This window comes from Sinorhizobium meliloti (genome assembly GCF_017876815.1).
In the GTDB taxonomy this organism is placed as follows: Bacteria; Pseudomonadota; Alphaproteobacteria; order Rhizobiales; family Rhizobiaceae; genus Sinorhizobium; species Sinorhizobium meliloti.
Genome location: NZ_JAGIOS010000003.1, coordinates 1,358,312 through 1,378,995, shown reverse-complemented (window position 1 = coordinate 1,378,995; position 20,684 = coordinate 1,358,312). Strand labels below are relative to the sequence as shown.

The window sequence follows — 20,684 nt, the reverse complement described above, 5'->3', positions numbered from 1 at the left end:
AAAATTTAATTTTGACTGGTTCTAACAAACTCAGCGATGGTGGGAAAAACAATGGACGAGGCCAATATCAGTGAGCTACTCGACCGCGAGGCCATCAGAGACTGCCTCTACCGGTATTGCCGCGGGATCGACCGGGGGGATGAGGCAGCGCTGCGCAGCACGTACTGGCCGGATGCGCATGACAACCATGGGGGCTATTCTGGTCCATCCGAGGGCTTTATCCGACTTGCGCTTGGCATCTTCAAGACCGAGCCGCGCAATGTTCATCAGATAGCGAATATACTGATTGAATTCTCCAGCCCATCAGAGGCCACGGTCGAGAGCTATTTCACGGCGCTTCAACGTGGACCGGACGCAGGCGGTGAGATACGGCAGGTGCTCCTGTGCGGCCGCTACGGCGATCTGTTCCACAAGCGGGAAGGGGAGTGGCGCATCATAGCCCGAACAGTGATTTACGATTGGATTGAGCAGCAGATCCCACCCGGACTGCCTGAAAGCGAAAGGTTCGCTTCACGGCGGCCAATTGGAGCGCCGTATCCGAATGATCCGATTTATGCGCTTCTCAAAGGCACCAGTCCGAGATGTGGACCAACATCGGAGGCGAACGACCATGATTGATCTGCAACATCGACGCCGCTTGCTTTCTGGCTTCGGCTGACGCTTCCTACATCACCGGCTCGATCCTCAATGTGGATGGCGGGTTGACTTCAAACTTCGGGCCGAGTTGCGTCAGCAAATCTGATCTAACTGGCAATCGCTATGTGATGACGATCGCACGAAGCTGAGGATTCCAGGGGTTTAAGTCCAGGCCAGCACACTCGGGCGCAAAGTGCATGCTGCGGCATTTTTCGATGGAACGTTTCCTTGAATCCGCAGACACGCTCTGCGGTTCAAGGCAAATGGCAGAGGCAGCTTCTCGCGAGATGGCCGCTTACTCGATCGTCGAAAGCTGGATTGGCTAAGGCTTTACGACCTGCGTCCTACATCGGGTCTTCCCGATAGCGAACAAAGGAGACTGCATGGAGTTCGCGACATTCATTCTTGCCACCCAGCGCGGCTATCACCAAACGTCGGACAGCGTCATCCACGACGCCATTGAACAAACCGTCCTTTCTGAGCAGGCAGGCTTCGATACCGCTTGGTTCGCCGAACATCACTTTAATAACTACAGCCTGGTCCCGTCGCCGCTGATGATGGTCGCTCATTGCGCCGGCGTGACAAAAAGAATTCGTCTTGGGACTGCTGTCTGCGTCCTGCCGCTTTATCAGCCGCAGCGCTTGCTCGCCGAAATCGGTTTTGCCGATGTAGTTTCGAACGGCCGCCTCGAGCTCGGTGTTGGCTCAGGGTATCAGCAGTTCGAATTCGAGCGCTTCGGCGTCAACATTGATAACGCGCCAGCCATGTTTTCGGAATATCTTGATATTGTGCTCAAAGGTCTCAGTCAGAAAATCTTCTCGCACAGCGGCCACTTTATGCAGATCCCTCCGACTGCGATCTCGGTCCGAACTATTCAAAAGCCCTCGCCGCCGATCTGGATCGCAACGGGGTCTCCGAGCAGTATGCGGCGGGCTTATCGTGAGAGACATAATCTCCTCGTAACCGCGCTACACAACGGATTGGAGACTTTGGGTGCTTTGCGAGGAATGATCCAGGAGGCAGCAGCTGCCGAGTTCAAGAGCCCTGGCGACGCGAAGATATCATTGCTGCGCTGCTGTTACGCGAGCGCTGACGGAGCGGAGATCAACCGCTATCTCGACAACGCACGTTTCCAGCGCCAGCTATCCGAAGCGCTTCATCAGCGTCGTCAGCAGAGCCACGATGGCTATATGCTGCAGGCAACGCCGACGCAGCTGGATTTGTCTCTCGAGACTATGCGGGAGAACCTGCCGATCGGTAGCATAAATAAAGTCATTGACCGCCTCCTGCAAGAAATCGAAATTCTGAAGCCGGACCAGATTGCGATTCAGACCCAACTGGGAGACCTCGATCAGACTACGATGCTGCGTCAGATAGAGCTCTGGGGAGATAAGATCATTCCAGCAGTCAATAAGTCCCTCAGTCACCTCAACGTTTGACTATCGTCGCGCGTTGCTCGCAATTCGGCTGCACCTCACGCAACTGTATACCTGATATTGCGTCAACGCAGGTCGTAGATCGGCACACCAATCGCGAGTCTGACACCAGACAGCGAACTCAAGCCAATATTGTCACCTTTGTCGGGTTCTCGACAGAACTGCATCCCTCGATCCACGCGGTTTTGGGCAGCGAATGCTTTTTTTAGCTCAATCAAGCTGGTTGGCGCGATTCTTGAAACACTTCTTGCGAGTTGGCGGAAACCTGTCGGCGGCCTTCGCAAAGCGGAACGACCATAATGGCAATGGTGCCGGGAGAGGTGCGACGAAACGGAACGCTCGTGGTCGCCTCGGCTCGCGATCTTGGTGAACTGCGACGCTTTGCCTGTCGCACGACGGGTTATGAATGGCTGGAAGAGGCGGCGATCGCGACGCTGGAACCCTCGCTTGCCGGGCGGTTCCGGCACGGGCTGTTCTTCGCCGCGAAGCCCATCTCGATCCCCGGCGAGTGTTGTGTCTGCTGCGCACCAAGCTGACGGCTCAGGGGGTCACCTTCGTGGGCAAGAGCCCGCACGAGAGCTTCGACAGTGTAGTCGATTGCACGGGCGCAGCGCGCATCGGCGAGGCCGAGGACTTACGCGGCGTCCGCGGCGAAATGCTTTACCTTAGAAGCTGAGACGTGGACCTCTCCCGGCCGGTCCGCCTGCTCAATCCGCGTTTCCCCGTCTACATCGTTCCGCGTGGAGACGGTCTGTTCATGGTCGGCGCGACGATGATCGAGACGGAATTCGACGGGCCGATTGTCGCCCGCTCACTGATGGAACTGCTCAACGCTGCGTACACGCTATTTCCGGCCTTTGCCGATGCAACCATAATCGAAACGGGTGTCGGAATCCGCCCAGCCTTTCCGGACAATCTTCCACGTGCAAGCCATCAGGGAAAGGTGATCTCGCTCAACGGCCTCTACCGCCACGGCTTTCTGCTCGCGCCGGCCATGGCGGCCGAGGCGGCTGAACTTGTTTCCAACCAACATACCACGGGAAGGAATGCCCCATGAAATTGATCGTTAACGGCGAGGCTCTGGATGTCGCGGCTGAGACGCTGTCGGAGCTTTTAGTCCTGATGGAATACGAGGGTGACTGGCTGGCGACAGCCATCAACGATGAGTTGGTCCATCGCGAAGACCGGTTCGATCGTTCGCTCAACGACAATGACAAGATCGAAATCCTGTCGCCGATGCAGGGAGGCTGACGGATGCTGACGCTTTATGGGTCCGAAATAAACTCCCGTCTGCTGCTCGGCACAGCGCGATATCCCTCTCCTGCCGTCCTCTCCGAGGCCGTCAGGCAATCGGCGACGGAAATCGTCACCGTCTCACTTCGTCATCAGATGTCTGGTGATCTGAACCCTTCAAACTGGACCAGTTTTGGTTAAAGTTTTCCGGTGCATTTTCCTGGCTGGGAAAGGAACGGAAGACGATGAAGGCATCGCAGTTTTCGGACGCCCAGAAGGCGTTCATCCTGAAGCAGGGTGATGAAGGTGTGCCAGTCGCTGAGATCTGCCGGAAGGCGGGGATCAGCCAGGCGACGTATTTCAACTGGAAGAAAAAGTATGCCGGCATGTTGCCGCCGGAGATGAAGAAGCTGAAGCAGCTCAAGGACGAGAATGCGCGGCTGAAGAAGATCGTCGCGGACCTGACGTTGGACCGCGAAATGCTGCAGGGTGTTATTCGCCGAAAGCTTTAAGGCCTGCTCGCAAGCGTGAGGTGGTGAAGGGCATGTGCCGGGACTGGGCAATCTCGATCCGGCGTGCCTATGGAGCGTTGAACTTCGATCGGTCGACCTACCACTACACCTCTCGCCGTGCCGATCAGGCCGGCCTGGAACGTCGTATTCGCGAGATCTGCGAGACCCGTGTGCGCTACGGCTATCGGCGCGTGCATGTGCTGCTGGAACGCGAAGGTTGGGGCACCAACATCAAGCAAACCTATCGCATTTACAGGGACTTGGGCCTGCAGCTGCGCAACAAGACTCCAAAGCGCAGGGTCAAGGCAAAGCTGCGGGAAGATCGGCAGACAGCCATCGGCCCGAACGATGTCTGGGCGATGGATTTCGTGCACGACCAACTCGCGACCGGAAAGAAGCTGCGGGTTCTGACGGTGGTCGACACCTTCTCACGTTATGTGCCGGTGCTTGATCCGCGTCACAGCTATCGCGGCGAAGACGTGGTGCAGACATTGGAGCGGGTATGCCGGCAAGTCGGCTATCCGAGGACGATCCGCGTCGATCAGGGGACGGAGTTTGTGTCTCGCGATCTCGACCTATGGACCTATGCCAAGGGCGTCACCCTGGACTTCTCACGTCCGGGAAAGCCCACGGACAACGCCTTCATCGAAGCCTTCAACGCCCGCTTCCGGGCGGAATGCCTGAACCAGCACTGGTTCCTGACCCTTGCGGATGCGCGCGAAAAGATGGAGGATTGGCGTCGATACTACAACGAGGAACGGCCTCATGGCGCGATCGGCAATAAGGTGCCGATCTCGCTGATGAATTCCGGAGGCGCAACCAGCCCGCCTCCCTGAACGAAGCCGGAAAACTCTAGCCTCCGCTGGTCCAGAAACCTGGGGCGGTTCAAAAACCGCCGAGGCTCTCTTATGTTCATTTGCAAGCTCCTTAATCATGACTCTTTCCTTTCCGGCCTTGAGGACGAAAGCACGCATGCGTGAAGCTGTTGAACAAAGGAGGAGGCAGGGCATTTTGACGACGGCTGGCAAACTCTTATGCGCGGGTTGGGTACCGCATTTCCGTGTATTCGTCTGGGGCTGCCTCTGTCTAATCTCGGGCTTGGAATTGTCCGCCACATAGAGCCTGCGAGGGTTCCCCACCGGAGCCCTGCCTCCATCTTTGTCCAACAGAAGATGATTTCAATTTTCGGGTTAAGCTTTTTTGTTCGAGCTGGGCATTCGCCTTTAGGCTTTTGCTGTGGGAGCGACCTCCTGCCCGATCGCCCATAGGAACGCTGCCATTTCTCGCGCAAGGGCGGTGACCGCGACGACCTTCGGCTTGCCTGCCGCGATTAGTTTTCGATAGCCTGCGCAAAGCCTTACCTGGGCTTTCCAAGCAATCTCGCGAACCGTTCTTGGCAGGTCGTCCAGCCGCGCCTGGATCTTCGGGCTCACGCGAGCCGGAAAGCGATATGTCCAAGCGCCTTCAATGAGTACCCTTCGCGCTCTTGTGTTGCCCGCCTTGGTGATCCCGCCACGCTTGACCCGTTCGCCGGTTGAGCTTTCCGACGGCACGAGACCGAGATACGCCATCAGCTGGCGAGGATTATCAAAGCGCCTGACATCGCCGATTTCGACGACAAAGGTGACCGCCGTCATGAACGCGACGCCGCGCATCGCCTGATAGGCGGCCACAACCGGGGCCATTGACCAGGATGCCGCGGTCTCGACGACCAGCTTGGTCAGCCGATCCAGGCGCACGCTGGCATCCGCGACAGCCTGGCAATATTCCGCCAGCAGGATTTGGTGGGCGGGATGATCGAAGGCCTGGCACGTTAGCCATCTTCGATGGGCACGCGTCCATGGTTCGCGGCCGGCATAGATCCTGCCATGACGCAACAAGAAGGACTGAAGTTGCTGACGGGCCTGCTTCAGCGCGTCGCTGGCCGCCTCGCGCGCCCGCACCAGATCGCGGATCGCCTCATGGCCTTCATCTGGGACCCAGACCGCGGTCAGTTCGCCCGCCCGGTGCAGGCGCGCCAGACTCATGGCATCCCGGCGGTTTGTCTTCACCCGATCGCCCGCACGCTTGGGGACCAGTGACGGCGCCACGACCACGCAATCATGCCCCAGTTCGACAATCTGCCGGTAAAGACCGTAACCCGTGGGACCGGCTTCATAGCAAAAGTGAAGCTTAGCTCCGCGCTTGGAAAGCTTGCTGACCATCGATGCTACTGATGCCGGCTCCGAGGAAATGTCGCCGAAAAACCGTACCTCGCCGTTGCGGCTTCCATCGGCTATCGCCACAGAAATCTTCAGCTTCGAAGTATCCAGGCCGATGAAAATTACGCTATCTTCTTTCATGGTTCGCCCTCGCTAAGCATGGGGCAAGGCTCCGGCCTATCCAGAGCAACCCCCGATTTAGCTTACCGCGGGGGCGGGCCACCTTCATCCCGCGAACATACGGTCCAATCGCCGCTGGATGAAAGTTCAGTGGCAGGTCACTGGCGGCCGCAGTGGGCACCTTTTTCGAGATGATCCGCGCGCTCGGCGTTCGTATCCTAACCAACACCGCAGGTTGCCACAGCGTCGCGGAAGCGGTGCTGACCGCAAGGATAGCACGCGAGCTGTTCGCCACCGACTGGATCAAGCTCGAGGTCATCGGCAACCATGATACGCTACAGCCGGATGTCTTCGGCCCCGTCGAGGCGGCTCGCATTCTCGTCAGCGAAGGTTTCGAAGTCTTCCCGTACACATCAGTTCTTCCTGATCGTCGACAGCGCCGAGTGGATTGCCCGGCTGGTACCCCTCGGCTTCAAGCTGGTGCAGTGGCGCATCAAGGATCGTCCGGAGACTGAACTATGCACAGACTACAAATAACCTCGCCATGGAGTGCCTCCATCGTGTGAACGGTGAGACCGTATGTTTGATGCACAGAGCGTGGAGCCGGTGATGTCAGAAAAAGTCGCCTGACATCCGCTGTCTGCGCGGAACCGACAATAGATGCTGCATCCACAATAGCTGCCGACGACGCTAGAAGGGCAACCTCGCGTTCTCCTTGACTTCCTTCATCACGAAGAAGGTGCGCGTCTGGCGCACGCCTGGGAGGGCGATCAGCTTCTGGCCGTGTAGCTTGTTGAAATCGGCCATGTCGCGGACGCGTATTTTCAGGAGATAATCGAAATCTCCGGCGACCAAATTGCAGTCCAGTACTTCCTTCAGCTCCATGACCGCGCCCTCAAAGGCACCAAAGCTCTCAGGCGTGGAGCGATCCAGTACCACGCCAACCATAACCATCGCGCCGAGGCCTACGGCGCCCGGCGCGACTTCCGCCCGCACGCCGGTAATGTAGCCCTCCTCGAAGAGGCGCTGAGTTCGCCTGTGGCAAGTTGCAGCACTGACATTCACGCGCTTGGCGAGATCGGCATTGCTCAGCCGGCCCTCCGATTGCAAGGCGCGCAAAATCTTGAGGTCTATCCTATCGACATCCTCTGTGGGAGACTCTTTCATTTTACCTCATATAATTGAAGACTTGGGTTCTCCAATCGAACAATTATGCCGATAAAGAAAACTTTTAAAGCAAAATTAGAGAGCACCTTTCAAACTATATCTACTAGCCTTCGGCCACAAATTCGGCACGGAGGCCCTGATCGATGTCACTGTTGGAAAAGTTCGAACGCTACCCGCTCACCTTCGGCCCGACGCCGATCGAGCACCTGCCGCGGCTGACTGCGGCGCTGGGCGGCAAGGTCGAGATCTATGCCAAGCGCGACGACTGCAATTCCGGCCTCGCCATGGGCGGCAACAAGCTCAGGAAGCTCGAATATATCGTGCCCGACGCGATCGCCTCCGGCGCGGATACGCTGGTGTCGATCGGTGGGGTCCAGTCGAATCATACCCGCATGGTGGCTGCGACTGCGGCGAAGATCGGCATGAAATGTGTCGTCATCCAGGAGAAATGGGTACCGCACTACGATGCGGTCTATGACCGTGTCGGCAATATCCTGATGACGAAACTGATGGGCGCCGACAGCCGGCTGGTCGAGGATGGGTTCGACATCGGCATCCGCAAGAGTTGGGAGGATGCGATTCAGTCGGTAGAGGATGCGGGCGGCAAGCCCTATGCGATCCCGGCTGGCGCTTCGGTACACAAGTTCGGAGGCCTCGGCTATGTCGGCTTCGCCGAGGAAGTCGCGGCACAGGAGAAGGACCTCGGCTTCATCTTCGACTATATCATCGTTTGCGTTGTCACCGGTTCAACCCAGGGCGGAATGATCGTCGGCTTTGCCGCACTAGACAGGGCCGACCGGGTCATTGGCATCGATGCCTCGGGCACCCTCCAGCAGACGCGGGATCAGGTGCGGAAGATCGTCGATGCCACCTCGGAACTCGTGAACCTTGGTCGGTCGGTGCGTGAAGACGAGATCGTCATCAACCCTGACTACGCCTATCCCGCCTATGGAGTGCCCTCGGAGGAGACCAACGAGGCGATCCGGCTCGCGGCGCGCACCGAGGCGATGATTACCGACCCGGTCTATGAGGGAAAGTCGATGCAGGGGATGATCGATCTCGCGCGCAAGGGCTTCTTCCCCGAGGGCTCGAAGGTGCTCTACGCCCATCTCGGCGGCGCCCCGGCGCTCAACGGCTATAGCTATTACTACAGGGACGGCTGATTGGCACCGTCAGGTTAACCGGCCCGGTATCGCATTACATAGCTGAATGGCAAGCCGAGCCGATTATGATCACGCCTCCGCAGTTCGATCTCCAGTCGATCCGACAGTGAAAACGAATAGTGTCGGATCAGGCTGTCCTCGTCGACTGTTATAACGAAAAACTTCCGTGGATCCGCGCACGTTTCCCCAGGGATGAGATAACCCCAGCGCGGACCAAACGGATAGACGGCTTAGAACAGCAATTTGCCTTCGGCCTTTGTAACCGCTGACCAGCATGGCGTGTTAGGAAACCCGATACGTCTCTTTCCAACTCCGAATGTGTCTGTCGCAGTACCAATCAAGGATAACGGAGATTCCGTCGTAGCTCGCGGCAGATCGTCGAAGGGTCTCGGCCAAGGGGGCGGGCGCGATCTCCGCCTGACTGATCTTCTTCTCATGCATCCGCCGGCTGGTTCGATCGCGTTGGCGCGCGGGGGAATGACGATGACGGTAGCCGGACTGTGGTCGGTGACCGCGTCGTAGGTGGGCTTCCCGTCGTAGGCGCCGTCGGCTGTGAACTGCCCGATCCGACCATCGATCTGGTTGAGCAACGGCTCCACCTGCGATGCGTCGCCCGCGTCCTGGTCGGTCATCGTATGTGCAATGATCTCGCTGCTATCGGCATCCAGTGCCACATGCAGCGTTCGCCAACCACGGCGGGATCTGGCGCCATGCTTCTCCTCCAACCATTGGCCCGCGCCGTAGACCTGCAGTCCAGTGCTGTCGACAAGAATATGCACTGGCCCGTCCGGTCGACCCTGGAGGTCATGCGCCTTGTTGGGGCGATTGCCATGTTCGCGCCCGACGGCCCAGGGTGGTATGATCGGGGATAGCGAGCGCCAAGCCCATCAAGGGCAGCACCGATCCTAATAATCCTTCGACCTGACGCAGCCGCAAGCCGAACACCAGGCCCAGCGTCAAGGCGGTCTCGATGGCTAGATCGGAATAACGCGGCTGGCCACCACGCGTCGTTCGGCGTGGAGCAAGCCACATGGCAAGCGCCTCCGGTGTCAGCCACAGGGTCAAGCTGCCACGTCGCCGTAACCCGGCCTCATATTCCGGCCAGTTCGTCACCTTGAATTTCATCCTGCCGATGTGATGGCGGCGGGCGGCGTTATGTTTGAAAGGCATCAAGGTCACAGATCGGTTATTGAGGTTGCCGATCGCCTACACCACGACCGCTAAACGATCCGTGCACCAACGCGGCCCGGCTCCGCACAGCGGTTCGCACCGAGTACCGTCTTCGACGCGCCGACGGGAATTACGCCTGCGTCATTGACGTCGGACAGCCACGATTTGCATCGGACGGAGCCTTCCTCGGTTATGTCGGCAGTGTCCTCGACATAACGGAACGGCGGCAGGCCGAACTTGCCCGGGAGGAGAGCGAAGCCTTGATCCAAGCGTGTTTGAAAGCACGCCCGATTGCATCCGCCTGCTTGATATCGATGGCCGTCCCCTGCTTATGAACCGCGCGGGAAGGCAACTGTTTGGGCTCGATGAGAACGCGACACTCGAAGATGTCGCGTGGCGAGATCTGGTGCACCGAAGTGCGGAAGGGCCGGACGACGCGTGTCGAAACGGCGGGACAGCGCGGGTTTCAAACGATACATGGACGTCATCACCGCTCCGGTGTTCGGTGCTTCCGGTAAGCCCATCCGCATGCTGGCAATCTGGCGCGACGTGACCGAAGCTCGGAAGGCAAGGGACGAGGCGGAAGCCGCGCGCCACGAAGCCGAACGCCTGGCTGAACGGCTCTCAGCGGTGCTCGAGAGCACGATGGACAGCGTGCTGGTCGTCGACCGAAGCTGGCGCATCAGCTATTTCCAAAGCCATGCGCCTCCTGCAACTTGATAAACACGCGATCGGGCTCGATTTATGGAAGGTTTTTCCTGCGGACGGAAACTCGGTATTTGCGATCGAGTTCCGGTGGGCGATGGCGGATCGCAGTAACGTAAGCTTCGAAGAATATCTGGAGCCACGTGGGATCTGGCTCGAAATGCATGCCGCGCCGACTTCGGAGGGTATGTCGCTGTTCTTCAGGGACATAACGTAACGGCGCAAGGCGGAGCAGGAGTGCTCCCTCGCCCACAGGCAAATTCATCATATGGCCCGGCACGACGCCCTGACCGGCTTGGCTAATCGTCAGTTTCTGCGCGAGGCATTCGAACGGCTATTGGACGAGTCGCAGGGAAAGGCCACAACGGCAATTCTCAACCTGGACCTCGACGGCTTCAAGGCAGTCAATGACGCCTATGGCCATCCGGCTGGCGATTTGTTGCTACGTCGCGTGGCCGAACGTCTGCGCGCCTGCGCCAATGAGAACGACGTTGTTGCTCGGCAGGGAGGCGACGAGTTCGTTGTCCTGAGGGCCGACCTCCACAATGAGGAAGAAGCAATTAGCCTGGCAAAGAGCATCATAGATTTGGTTGGAGCACCCTATGATCTCGATGGAACGCATGCAGATGTCGGAGTAAGTGTCGGGCTTGCCTTTGCCCCGAAGGATGGCCGGTCCGCGGATGAGCTGATCAAGGCTGCCGACATTGCCCTTTACCGGGCGAAAGCAAACGGCCGCGGCACCTACAGGCAATTTGCCCCGGGCATGGACGCTCACCTGCGAGCCAAGCAAGAAATGAAAATCGAACTTCGTCGCGCCCTCGAGAGGGGCGAGCTGGAAGCTGTTCTATCAGCCGCTGATAAACCTCGGAACTAAGCAGATCACGACCTGCGAGGCGCTCGTGCGCTGGAGACATCCAGATAAAGGATTGATCTCGCCTGTCGAGTTCATTCCGATAGCGGAGGAAACGGGACTGATCATTCCGCTTGGGGACCCTGGGCGAGGAGTGCAGGGAAGCCGCCAAATGGCCGCCGCACATCAGCGTGGCGGTAAATCTTTCGCCACTGCAATTTCGAAATCGTAAACTTGCCGCTCTCGTGGCAGATTCACTTCGAGAGGCCGGATTGGATGCTTCGCGCCTACAGCTCGAAATATAGGAGTCGGTGCTGCTCGACGAAAGTGACAATAACCTGCATCTCCTACAGGAAATCAGGCAGGTCGGCGCCAAAATCGCGATGGATGATTTTGGAACTGGCTACTCCTCTCTCAGTTGTCAGGGCCGTGGCAGGTATTGGACGAAGTTTAGGAATAACCACCACTGTGGAGGGCGTGGAGACACAGACCCAGCTAGCCGCCGTCAACGCCGAAGGGTTCGATGAGGCGCAGGGATATCTATTCGCCCGCCCTCTTTCTGCGGAGCAGGTGTTCGAAGTGATACAAGCCGGGCAGATCGAGTGACAGCGCCCACCCCACCTTCCCCACAGATCGGTAATCGAGAAAATGCCGCACTCTAGGAAGCGGCCTCAGCCAATGCCGCTGTTTTGCCTGGAATCGGCACCATGGCTTTGCTCTTGCCGGGCCGAGATCGCCGGCCGGACGCGCGCAAGCTGCTCGACGTCCTCTGCGCGGCCCACATATTTGGCATAGTCCGAAATCGGGCGGGGCCGGCCCACAAGATAACCTTGTACCTGATCGCAGCTCTCGCGGGTCAGGAATGCAAGCTGATCCGTCGATTCCACGCCTTCAGCGATGATGGGCAGATCGAGGCCGCGCCCAAGTCCGATTACGGCTCGGATGATTGCTGAAGATTGGGAAAGCCCGATGTTGCGGACAAACGACTGGTCGATCTTGATTTTGTCAAACGGAAAGGATTGCAGATACGAAAGCGAGGAATAGCCGGTCCCGAAATCGTCCATTGCGATCCGCACACCCAGCGCCTTCAGATGCCCCAGCGTCGAGATCGCACGTTCCAGGTCGTCGATCAAAACGCCTTCTGTGATCTCGAGCTCCAACCGTTCTGGCTCAAGTCCCGTTTCGATCAGAACTGACTTTACGAGCCTATCGAGATCGCCGTGTTTGAATTGCACCGGAGAGAGGTTGACGGCAACCGAAAGCTTCCGTGGCCAAGCAGCTGCCTCTCGGCAGGCCTCTCGTAGCACCCACTCGCCGATCTCGATCATCAAACTGCTCTCTTCGGCGATCGGAATGAAGACTGAAGGCGGGATATTGCCACGGGTCGGATGGTTCCACCGCAGCAGTGCTTCGAAGCCAATGACATCGCCGCCGATGTCAGCCTGTGGCTGATAAACAATAGACAGCTGCTGCTGAGAAATCGCAGCCTGCAGATCTCGTTGCAGTGCTCGCCGCTCGCGTAGCCATTTATCCATTTGCGGTTCGAAGAAACGGGCCGTACCGCGTCCGTCAGCCTTCGCACGATAGAGAGCTGCGTCGGCATTGCCCATGAGTTCGGCGGCGTTGTCCCCGTCGGCGGGGAAGATTGCTACGCCAAGGCTCGTACCCATGCGGATCCGGGTGCCCTCGATTTCGGCGTCCTCGCTCAGAATGGTGATGATCAGGTCGGCAAGCTGTGCCGCGTAGCTCGCGTCAGCTTCTGCCAAGACCATGAATTCGTCGCCACCCAGGCGCGCGACGAATGCACCCACCGCAGTTGCGCAAAGGCGTTTGGCAGCCAGGCACAAAACTTGATCCCCGACATGGTGACCGAAGAGGTCATTGACCTCCTTGAAGCGGTCGAGGTCGAGGCACAGGACCGCAAACTGGGTGCCTTGCTTTTGGTGCTGCTCGAGCAGTGTATCGAGTTTCTGCTTCAACGCGGCGCGGTTGGGCAAGTCGGTCAACGGATCATGCAGCGCCAGACGCGCTATCTGCCGTTCGGCGTTTCGGTGCTCGGTAATATCCTCGTGCGTGGAAACCCATCCGCCGTCGGATGTCCTCTCGTGATGGACGCGAATGGCCTTGCCCGACTTCAGCTCCATCGACCAATCTTGCGGGGATGACTTGGAATTGATCGCATCGCACCAGGCCAGATATTCATCATGCGGCACGACCGGGCAGGCACCGACCGCATAGCGCAGTTCGGTGATCTCGCTTAAAGTCATGCCCGGCTTGATCATCTCCGGTGGTAGGCCGTATACCTCCGCATACCGCCGATTTGATAGAATCAGCCGCTGGTCCGCGTCGAAAAAGCAGACCCCCTGGCCGATATTTTCGAGGGTTGTGGCGAATTGCATGTTGCGCTGGTCAAGCTGTTTCTGCGCCTGCTGCAGGTCGAGACGGCCTTTTACACGTGCCAGCAGTTCTTCTGTCAACACAGGTTTGACAACGCAGTCCACCGCACCCGCGGCAAAGGCGTTCTCTCTCTCTCGGCGGCACTCGAAACGAGATGGATCATTGGAACAGATTGAAACTCCTCCCAACGTTTTGCATCTCTCAAGAATTCGCCATGGATATCGCTATCCAGCAATAGGAGGTCCGGCTTTACCAGGCGCGCATGTTGCTCAAAGGTCCGGTAGTCTGGAGAGCAAACGCACGAATACCCGATTTCCCGAAGGCTGCGGGCGACCGACGAGGCTTCCTCATAGCTCCCGCCAGCAAGAATGATCAAAGGATTCGAAGAACGTGTAGGGCTGGCGGAGATCAGCATGGAATGCTCCCTTGCATTCATGAAGTGATGCAGAACCCCATCGAGCAGGGCAGATCCGTAAATGCATAATACAACGCACGATCTGATCATAAGCAACCCTCCACTTATAGAGGGTTTCTTTTTGATCCGTTCGGAGTTTTGTTAGATTTTCGACGCTCGCGACAGCGGCCCTGGTCGGCCCCAACGAAGAACGGCGACCAGCTGAGGCGTTTCGGAACAACGGGCTTAAGCACCGTCGCCTTCCATCCGATCGAGACCGCTTGACACCGAAGCCTACTTCGGGGAGCGCCTGTTCGAAACCAAGCAGCAATAACGCCTCATCCTCCGCGAGCACTGTTGCTGGCTGCTGCAGACCACGATGATGAACAACGTCGATCCGCTTACCTCGTTCACTCAGACCCCTTGAGTGCATTGCCAGTGGGTGGCCGAGCCGGAATAGACGCGCTCATGCCTTGAAACTACGCCGCCTGAAGGGCTCAGCTTGCAGCTATTCATTATCAGTCCTCCCACGAATTGAATTTTGTGACCTCGTATTGCCGCGCAGCAGCCACTGAAACAGAACGACCGCCGATCATCGATCGACTGCCGACAGCTGTCCTACCGTGAGGATACAATCTTGGGAACGCAGCCCTGCGCCACCGAAGCTTCTCGCCTCCCGGCTCTCGACATCCTTGCTCCCGACTTTGTCATTCTACTCGTGCTGCGCCTGTTATGCGCCGTGGGAGTGTCGGACAGATATCGCACACCAGCTCAGAAACGTGGCGAGCGATCGTTCTCGCTCAAGCGCCAGCGTCGACGCCGACCTCACCTGAAACCGGAGCGGCTGGACGAGTCAAATGGTCTCGCGGATGGCGGTCAATCTCACTGCGAAGCGAAGCCAGATCAATGAAATGATCCGCTTGTCTGCGCAACTCGTCAGCGATCATCGGCGGCTGTGTTGACATGGTCGAGACCACGGAAACCTTGCGCCCCTTGCGCTGCAGAGTTTCGACGAGTGTGGTGAAATCACCATCGCCCGAAAAGATCACGAGATGATCGGCGGTTCGCGATTGCTCCATGGCATCGATTGCCAGTTCGATGTCCATGTTTCCCTTGATCTTGCGTCGGCCTTGGGCGTCGGTAAATTCCTTGGCTGGTTTGGTGACCACGGTGTAGCCGTTGTAATCAAGCCAGTCGATCAGCGGCCGAATTGAGGAGAATTCCAGGTCTTCGATGATGGCCGTGTAATAATAGGCCCGCAAGAGGTAGGCGCGGTTGCGAAAAGCCTGGAGCAGTTTGCAATAATCGATGTCGAAGCCCAGGCTTTTGGATGCGGCGAAAAGATTGGCGCCGTCGATAAAGAGCGCTATTTTCTCGCGAGGATCGAACATAATGAAACCTCTACTTGGCAGCCCTCAGCGGCTCGTCGAGCGGGCAGGACCGGAGATGCTGCAAATGCTGCGCGGCCAAATGATGGGTCAGAACCAAGTGCGATTCAGCAGCACTATCGACGAGATCATCACCCGTACATGCCGATCGGTGGCGTCTTCGCAATTGCAGTTGTTTTGACAATCCCGTCGCTCGGATTCTCATCTTTAAATGCCAAACCTGCCTGAAACAGCCGCATTCTCACATTTATCTGCCAAGCGACACCTCTAACCAGTTCCTGTTCCTCCCACATCCGATAATGTCTGCTGCCAGGATAACCGGCGACAGTCAAATTAGGGTCAGGCTGCTGATGTTCTGTGACCACTCCAAGTCGGAGCGGTTGGACTTTGTAGATCGGCTCGGCCAGTCGCAGGACGGCAATGTCCCAGGTTCTGTCATGACCTACCTTGAACACGCGCTTGATGAAAGCGCAATCCACCTCAACTCCGGTCGTCACGGGCGGCATCTCCGAATTGTAGGCGCGGTGAAAGCTGGCCGACACTGCGGCCTGCCCCTTAGAAAATACGTTGTGAGCGCACGTCAACAGACATCGCTCGTCAATGAGTAACGCGGTTCCCCATGCCCCGAGACTGCCGAAGCGAATCTGCAGCAATCCGATTGCGTTATAGGTGGAACGTTAGCATCCGTCACATGTGGCATTTTGGAGTCCCCTTCACTTCATCGGCACACTAGCGATTAGGTATTTCGGACGATTGCCAAGTTTCGCTATGACCGAGTTTCGCACTTTCGAGTAAATGCTCTCGTTCAGTTCCATGGTCACGATCGATGTCGTGATGTTGAAGTTGACGTCCCACCTTAAAAAACCTGCCACTTCTTTCTCAAATGTGAACTTTAGAAGTGCGATTGCCATATTTGGGTTGTCGCCAGAAATGTAACTCGGCCCGACAATGACGACCCCTTCGTCACCAACCAAGGCTGCATTGCTCCATATGCGGATTGCACTGCTTGTGGTGGGCAGCTGTTGAGATGCCGCGATGCTGGAGAGCACGAGTTGATCCACATTTTCCGGCATGTACGATGTAATCAGCTCCGCCCAGTCGACCGGTGATGCCGCAACTTCAGTTCTTTCGCTCAAGCTGCCAGTTATCCATCCCATCACTGAAAGCGTGCCGAAGAAAGTCCTTTGCCAATCGCCCGTCGCTGTATGCCTGTTGAACTGTTTGTCAGCAGCCAGCTGTGCGAAGAGAAGTGAGTTGCTGATATCATCGATCATTTGCTTTGGAAGAGCGCTGTCGAAAGCCAACAGTGCTCCTTCATTAATCTGCGCTGAAGCCGTTCCTACCAGTGAGAACTGGGTAGTCTCGGGTGGTGAAGCGGTCTCAAGTGCGCGCTCCCGCGCGGAAAGCTCAGGGAGCGTGATCGCATCGAAATGTACGGACATCATAAGCCTCATGCTTGATTTGGGCGTCACGCAAGCGGCACTCTCGGCACAGACTTGCAAAGGACCCAGGTGGGACGACGGTTCACGCAACGATCGTCGTGGCCGTCCCGGATGCAAAGGCAGTGCATCTTTGACGGTCACGACGTTGAGTCTGCGCCTGGCGTTAAATTGGAATGTCGGCGACCAGCTGCTGGGCGCGCTCGCCGAGTTTATCGATAATGGCCTGCCGAACTTGTGAATAGACGCTTTCGTTGAGCACAAATTTGTTAGCAGCTCGCTGTATGCGGATGCTCGTAGACTCCCATGTCCACCACAAGAACCGGCCATGGCTAGTGGATGCATTAAACTGCATCCCATCAAGCACCATCACAACGTCACCGTTGGGTAGCGCGTCAACGGGGAATATCTGAAAATTTCCGTTGTTGCCGTCACTGGACTTTGCATCCCAAATAGTCATTTGCTTCGAATCGTCGCTAAGACCTTTAAGCCCCTCCATCGTAGCGGCCACCATGGCGACTTCGTCTCCGGTTGCAATCGCTGCGAGAATACCAAGAACGGCCTCGTCGAGCTTTACCGTGGAACCGCCAGATGTGTAGGTATCAAAGGCAAAGGCTGGCTGGTTCCAACCAATCTGACCCAGGACATTGATATAGTTTCTGTACCAGTCCATGGGGGCCCTATAACGATCGAAAGCTCTGTCTGATGCTAACTGGGCAAAAAGGGTTGAGTTCTGCACGTCGGCTTTGTTTTCGCCAGAAAGATTCTGGGTGAAGGAAGTCAGGCTTCCCGCGTTAACCTGGGCAGTTTGTGTATTGTCTGCCAGAGAACGGAGCGGCGCGGAATAGCCAGCAGCACCCCGCAGCTTGTCCAGCAGCTCCCCAAGATCATCGTCTGTTGGAAGTTTCGTTACTGATATGAATTTCAAAGCAGCAGAAGTCATTTACCAGTCTCCTATCCCTAGAGTGGCGCAGAGATTTTACGGCACTATATGATTCATTTGCATGCGAATGCAGCAGATCGCAGACGTGCTTTGACCGTCGATTATACTCCCTGGAGAGAGTTCATTTTATCGGATTGCTGAGCCCTCAGCGTCAACTCACGGGCGAGCCTTGCACGTTGAATACACTAACAGAGCGCCACTTTTTTTGCAACCATAAATTAGTACCCCTGAATATTACAGGGATCACAGATAGTACCCCCAACAATCTACGGAGTGCACCTCAAGACGCCATTCATCGCCGACCTCGGACGGATATGGGAGCGATCCATTAGCACGCCCTGCCGCCGGCAAACGCTTTCGCCCGCAATCAGGGCCATCAACATCGGCCCCGCGAAAACTTGCCGCACTCAGCCTTGCGCGTCAGATCGCGCAGGTAACCGCCGGCCGAGTTGATGTGCCCTGCCCTTTCGAGGATGCGGGCCGTGACCGCGGCGGCGTTCTCCGGTCCAAGGATCTCGCAATCCTCCTGATAGGCGCTCGGACTGAGCCCGAGCATCGATCTGACTGTGGCTTGGCATTCAATTAGGGCCTTCCTCAATTTGTGTGGTTCACTCGCCGTTAGACATGATGCCGCTATAGGCGGGTATGCGAACGAAAATGAAATGGTCGCCCGGCCGAGGGGCAAAAGTTCTGGGTGTCGCGCTCACAGATGACGAAAGTTGGGTTGTTTCCGCTGCCGGGCCAGCTTTCGGCATCTGCCCTGATTGCGGACGGCGGACCCGATATCGGCATGGCTGGTCCAACCGAAGCCTCCAAGGTCTGCCGGTCCAGGGCAAAACCGTAACGGTAAAGCTTCGGTTGAGCCGCTGGCGGTGCGCGCATCAGAAATGTGAACGACAAACGTTCACCGACCGACTGCCGACGATTGCTTCCCCTTATGCGCGCCGGACAAGGAGGGTCTCCGAGATTGTCGGTCTGCTCGGCCATAGCGCAGGCGGCCGTCCCGGTGGATCGGCTTATACCCACTGGTTCCGCCCGCAGATACCGAAGCTCATCGTCGAGTGCTCTTCCGCAATCTCGATCCACAAGGATCTCGGGCCGCCGTCTGCCGTCCGACCAGCGATAGCCGGGCGCCTTCAGATGGTCTTTCATGTCGAAGGGGCTGTTTTCCGCGCGCTTAGTGCGATGGTGTGCGGAGCGAGGCGTGATCAGCGTCGCTCCGGAAGTAGCGCGCCGCCGCCTCCGTCCGGTTGCGCACGTTCATCTTCTTGTAGATGTTGCGGACATGCACCTTGACGGTGTTTTCGGAAAGCCCGAGACGATCGGCGATGATCTTGTTCTGCATGCCAACGCATATGAGATCGAGAATCTGGGTCTCGCGCATCGTCAGGAGGTCTTGGCCAAAGTCGATCTTGCGTTCTAGATCGATGTCTTCCAAAGACGCCTGTTTTTGCGCGACAAGGCCGCCCCCTGCCAGCCCTCTTGGCGCCGGGCGCCGAAGCAAAGCGGCGGGAAAATGCTCGCCGCCCTTCATCAAGAGATCGATGGCGGTAAGGCATAGGTCGAGATTGAGATTCAGGGGCAGGACGCCGTTGACCGACCCTTCGTCGACAAAACCCGCGATCGACGGGTCAAGCTCGTCCGCGTTCTGCACCATCAGGCCGATCGCGGCCTTGGGATGGAACTCGTGGATCGTCCTGATGATCGACGGGAATGCTGCCGCCGGCAGGCGGTAGAGCATGACCAGGCTTACGTCGATAAGATTGCCGTCCAGGAGATCGTCGGCATCGGAAAGGCTTACGATGTCCTGATCGTGAAAACGCGCGCTGATCGCCTGTGTCAAACATTCGGCGAACAGGTCGTTCTTTGCGAGCATTACAATCTTGCTTTTCTTCGGCAATACCTTGTTGCTATCTTCAAAGTCGGTCGATCTCGTCGGGTACATTTGTCCCTCCTTGGCACTCCCTATAGATTCCGGGTTCTGTGTCACTGTCTGAGTGCGTTAAAATTCCTACAGAGAACATTTCCTAAATATTTCGGAAGAATCCTTCAGTACGATATTGATCCAGTGTTGTAATTAATTCGTTATTGAAATTAAATACGTTCAGATCAGGCTAGCGCCGTCACCAATACTTGGTACTAATTATGTTTTATCAATACAATCGTCGAGCGCCATTGTCATTACCGCCCAGTTCCGATAGTTATCGCTCCGTTCATTTCTACTCAAAATGGACTAGCTCAGACCGTCCTCAACAAGCTTGCAGAGCGTTCGATTGTTGCGGTCCAAATCGCTGGAAGTCCAATTGGGACAGCGCGCGGCGTGTCCGACGCTTCGAGGTCTCCTTTGACCCTCCTGCGACTTACGGCAACGGGTATATTCGACTTCATTTTAGACGATCGGGTAGACCGGCCGATAGCGGCTATCTCAAGGGGCGCTCACAGGTCCACGCAACGAGCAGCATCAGGAGACCTCTTCGGGCCCTACGCATGGCGAAGAGTTTGAGTGTGCTCATCAGTTCGAGAACCTGCGTTCGACCTCCTGGACATGATGACATTTGAGTTGCGTTCAGCTACCCCTGGGGCGGGTGCAGAGGGAATGATTGTGTTTCTTGGAACAGGTGGGGCTGAATGCAGTCTGCCTTGACGATGCCAAGAAATTCAAATCGCTGAAGCGGCACCTGATGGCAAAGTACGCTCTGACGCCGGAGCAGTATCGAGAAAGGTGGAAGCTCCCGGCCGAATACCCGATGGTAGCTCCGAACTATGCCAGACAACGCTCGGAACTCGCACGCGCGTCTGGGCTAGGAAAGAACACGGCATCGACGCCCATCGATCCTCCAGCATCTGGTCGCAAGGAGATGGCCCGAAGTTCGGTTGAAAACTCGGCCTGAGGTGGCATGTCGGACCGGGAAGTAGATTGATCAAATTGG

General features: G+C 57.1%; 13 protein-coding genes and 10 pseudogenes. 11 read left to right on the top strand and 12 right to left on the bottom strand.

Going from position 1 to position 20,684, the window contains the following annotated elements; genetic code table 11:
• Positions 1-51 precede the first annotated feature (51 nt).
• The 6 genes and pseudogenes from JOH52_RS33150 (at position 52) to JOH52_RS33120 (ending at position 4,653) form a co-directional block, all read left to right on the top strand.
• Entirely contained in the window at positions 52-618 is a 567-nt protein-coding gene (locus tag JOH52_RS33150) for a nuclear transport factor 2 family protein (RefSeq protein ID WP_003532552.1), read from the top strand.
• 401 nt (positions 619-1,019) lie between these two features.
• On the top strand, positions 1,020-2,075 hold the full coding sequence (locus JOH52_RS33140; protein ID WP_014531025.1) for an LLM class flavin-dependent oxidoreductase: 1,056 nt from the start codon (positions 1,020-1,022) through the stop codon (positions 2,073-2,075).
• A gap of 299 nt (positions 2,076-2,374) precedes the next feature.
• Positions 2,375-3,129: pseudogene (locus JOH52_RS33135) on the top strand (FAD-dependent oxidoreductase); the annotation flags it as partial.
• Positions 3,126-3,323: a sulfur carrier protein ThiS gene (gene thiS / locus JOH52_RS33130; protein ID WP_013845267.1), complete on the top strand. Its 198-nt coding sequence runs from the start codon at positions 3,126-3,128 to the stop codon at positions 3,321-3,323. The pseudogene JOH52_RS33135 and the gene thiS, both read left to right, overlap by 4 nt.
• Positions 3,324-3,326: 3 nt before the next feature.
• Positions 3,327-3,479: pseudogene (locus JOH52_RS33125) on the top strand (thiazole biosynthesis family protein); the annotation flags it as partial.
• A 71-nt stretch (positions 3,480-3,550) separates the two neighbouring features.
• Positions 3,551-4,653, top strand: a protein-coding gene (locus JOH52_RS33120) for an IS3 family transposase (RefSeq protein ID WP_086017831.1) whose coding sequence is annotated in 2 segments (ribosomal slippage) — positions 3,551-3,812 and positions 3,812-4,653 — 1,104 coding nt in all. Because the reading frame shifts where the segments join, the coding sequence is not laid out codon by codon here.
• Between the two features lie 387 nt (positions 4,654-5,040).
• Here the strand turns inward: JOH52_RS33120 and JOH52_RS33115 are convergent.
• Positions 5,041-6,159 (bottom strand): IS110 family RNA-guided transposase, encoded by a 1,119-nt coding sequence (locus JOH52_RS33115; RefSeq protein ID WP_013845264.1) that lies wholly within the window; start codon positions 6,157-6,159, stop codon positions 5,041-5,043.
• A 155-nt stretch (positions 6,160-6,314) separates the two neighbouring features.
• Here JOH52_RS33115 and JOH52_RS33110 point away from each other — a divergent pair.
• Positions 6,315-6,554: pseudogene (locus JOH52_RS33110) on the top strand (thiazole synthase); the annotation flags it as partial.
• Positions 6,555-6,828: 274 nt separating this feature from the next.
• Here JOH52_RS33110 and JOH52_RS33105 read toward each other — a convergent pair.
• Positions 6,829-7,305: an Lrp/AsnC family transcriptional regulator gene (locus JOH52_RS33105; RefSeq protein WP_003532569.1), complete on the bottom strand. Its 477-nt coding sequence runs from the start codon at positions 7,303-7,305 to the stop codon at positions 6,829-6,831.
• A gap of 143 nt (positions 7,306-7,448) precedes the next feature.
• Here JOH52_RS33105 and JOH52_RS33100 point away from each other — a divergent pair, with 143 nt between their 5' ends.
• Positions 7,449-8,468: a 1-aminocyclopropane-1-carboxylate deaminase gene (locus JOH52_RS33100; RefSeq protein ID WP_012881248.1), complete on the top strand. Its 1,020-nt coding sequence runs from the start codon at positions 7,449-7,451 to the stop codon at positions 8,466-8,468.
• 15 nt (positions 8,469-8,483) lie between these two features.
• Here the strand turns inward: JOH52_RS33100 and JOH52_RS35690 are convergent.
• Together JOH52_RS35690 and JOH52_RS33095 are read right to left on the bottom strand one after the other, a co-directional pair.
• Positions 8,484-8,662, bottom strand: a pseudogene (locus JOH52_RS35690) (DUF4158 domain-containing protein); the annotation flags it as partial.
• A gap of 249 nt (positions 8,663-8,911) precedes the next feature.
• Positions 8,912-9,638: pseudogene (locus JOH52_RS33095) on the bottom strand (IS5 family transposase); the annotation flags it as partial.
• Positions 9,639-9,718: 80 nt separating this feature from the next.
• On the opposite strand from JOH52_RS33095, the pseudogene JOH52_RS36730 reads away from it, so the two are divergent.
• Positions 9,719-11,799, top strand: a pseudogene (locus JOH52_RS36730) (EAL domain-containing protein); the annotation flags it as partial.
• Positions 11,800-11,864: 65 nt separating this feature from the next.
• On the opposite strand, the gene JOH52_RS33075 reads toward JOH52_RS36730, so the two are convergent.
• From JOH52_RS33075 to repC, 6 genes and pseudogenes are all read right to left on the bottom strand, one after another.
• Positions 11,865-13,670 (bottom strand): putative bifunctional diguanylate cyclase/phosphodiesterase, encoded by a 1,806-nt coding sequence (locus JOH52_RS33075; protein ID WP_017265677.1) that lies wholly within the window; start codon positions 13,668-13,670, stop codon positions 11,865-11,867.
• 1,114 nt (positions 13,671-14,784) lie between these two features.
• Positions 14,785-15,375, bottom strand: coding sequence for a LabA-like NYN domain-containing protein (locus tag JOH52_RS33070; protein ID WP_013845257.1), 591 nt, complete (start codon positions 15,373-15,375; stop codon positions 14,785-14,787).
• 128 nt (positions 15,376-15,503) lie between these two features.
• Positions 15,504-15,869, bottom strand: a complete 366-nt coding sequence (locus JOH52_RS33065; RefSeq protein WP_324280232.1) for a serine protease family protein — start codon at positions 15,867-15,869, stop codon at positions 15,504-15,506.
• 216 nt (positions 15,870-16,085) lie between these two features.
• Complete coding sequence (locus JOH52_RS33060) at positions 16,086-16,814, bottom strand: hypothetical protein (RefSeq protein ID WP_013845255.1); 729 nt, start codon at positions 16,812-16,814, stop codon at positions 16,086-16,088.
• Positions 16,815-16,977: 163 nt separating this feature from the next.
• Positions 16,978-17,754, bottom strand: a complete 777-nt coding sequence (locus tag JOH52_RS33055) for a hypothetical protein (protein ID WP_003532595.1) — start codon at positions 17,752-17,754, stop codon at positions 16,978-16,980.
• A 266-nt stretch (positions 17,755-18,020) separates the two neighbouring features.
• Positions 18,021-18,322, bottom strand: a pseudogene (gene repC, locus JOH52_RS35665) (replication initiation protein RepC); the annotation flags it as partial.
• A gap of 77 nt (positions 18,323-18,399) precedes the next feature.
• Between repC and JOH52_RS33045 the strand changes: the two are divergent.
• A pseudogene (locus tag JOH52_RS33045) lies at positions 18,400-18,762 on the top strand (transposase family protein); the annotation flags it as partial.
• 21 nt (positions 18,763-18,783) lie between these two features.
• Here JOH52_RS33045 and JOH52_RS35660 read toward each other — a convergent pair.
• Together JOH52_RS35660 and JOH52_RS33040 are read right to left on the bottom strand one after the other, a co-directional pair.
• Positions 18,784-18,927: pseudogene (locus JOH52_RS35660) on the bottom strand (3'-5' exonuclease); the annotation flags it as partial.
• 4 nt (positions 18,928-18,931) lie between these two features.
• Positions 18,932-19,699, bottom strand: a complete 768-nt coding sequence (locus tag JOH52_RS33040) for a helix-turn-helix transcriptional regulator (RefSeq protein WP_003532599.1) — start codon at positions 19,697-19,699, stop codon at positions 18,932-18,934.
• Between the two features lie 688 nt (positions 19,700-20,387).
• Here JOH52_RS33040 and JOH52_RS33035 point away from each other — a divergent pair.
• Positions 20,388-20,645, top strand: a pseudogene (locus JOH52_RS33035) (MucR family transcriptional regulator); the annotation flags it as partial.
• Between the last annotated feature and the right edge of the window lie 39 nt (positions 20,646-20,684).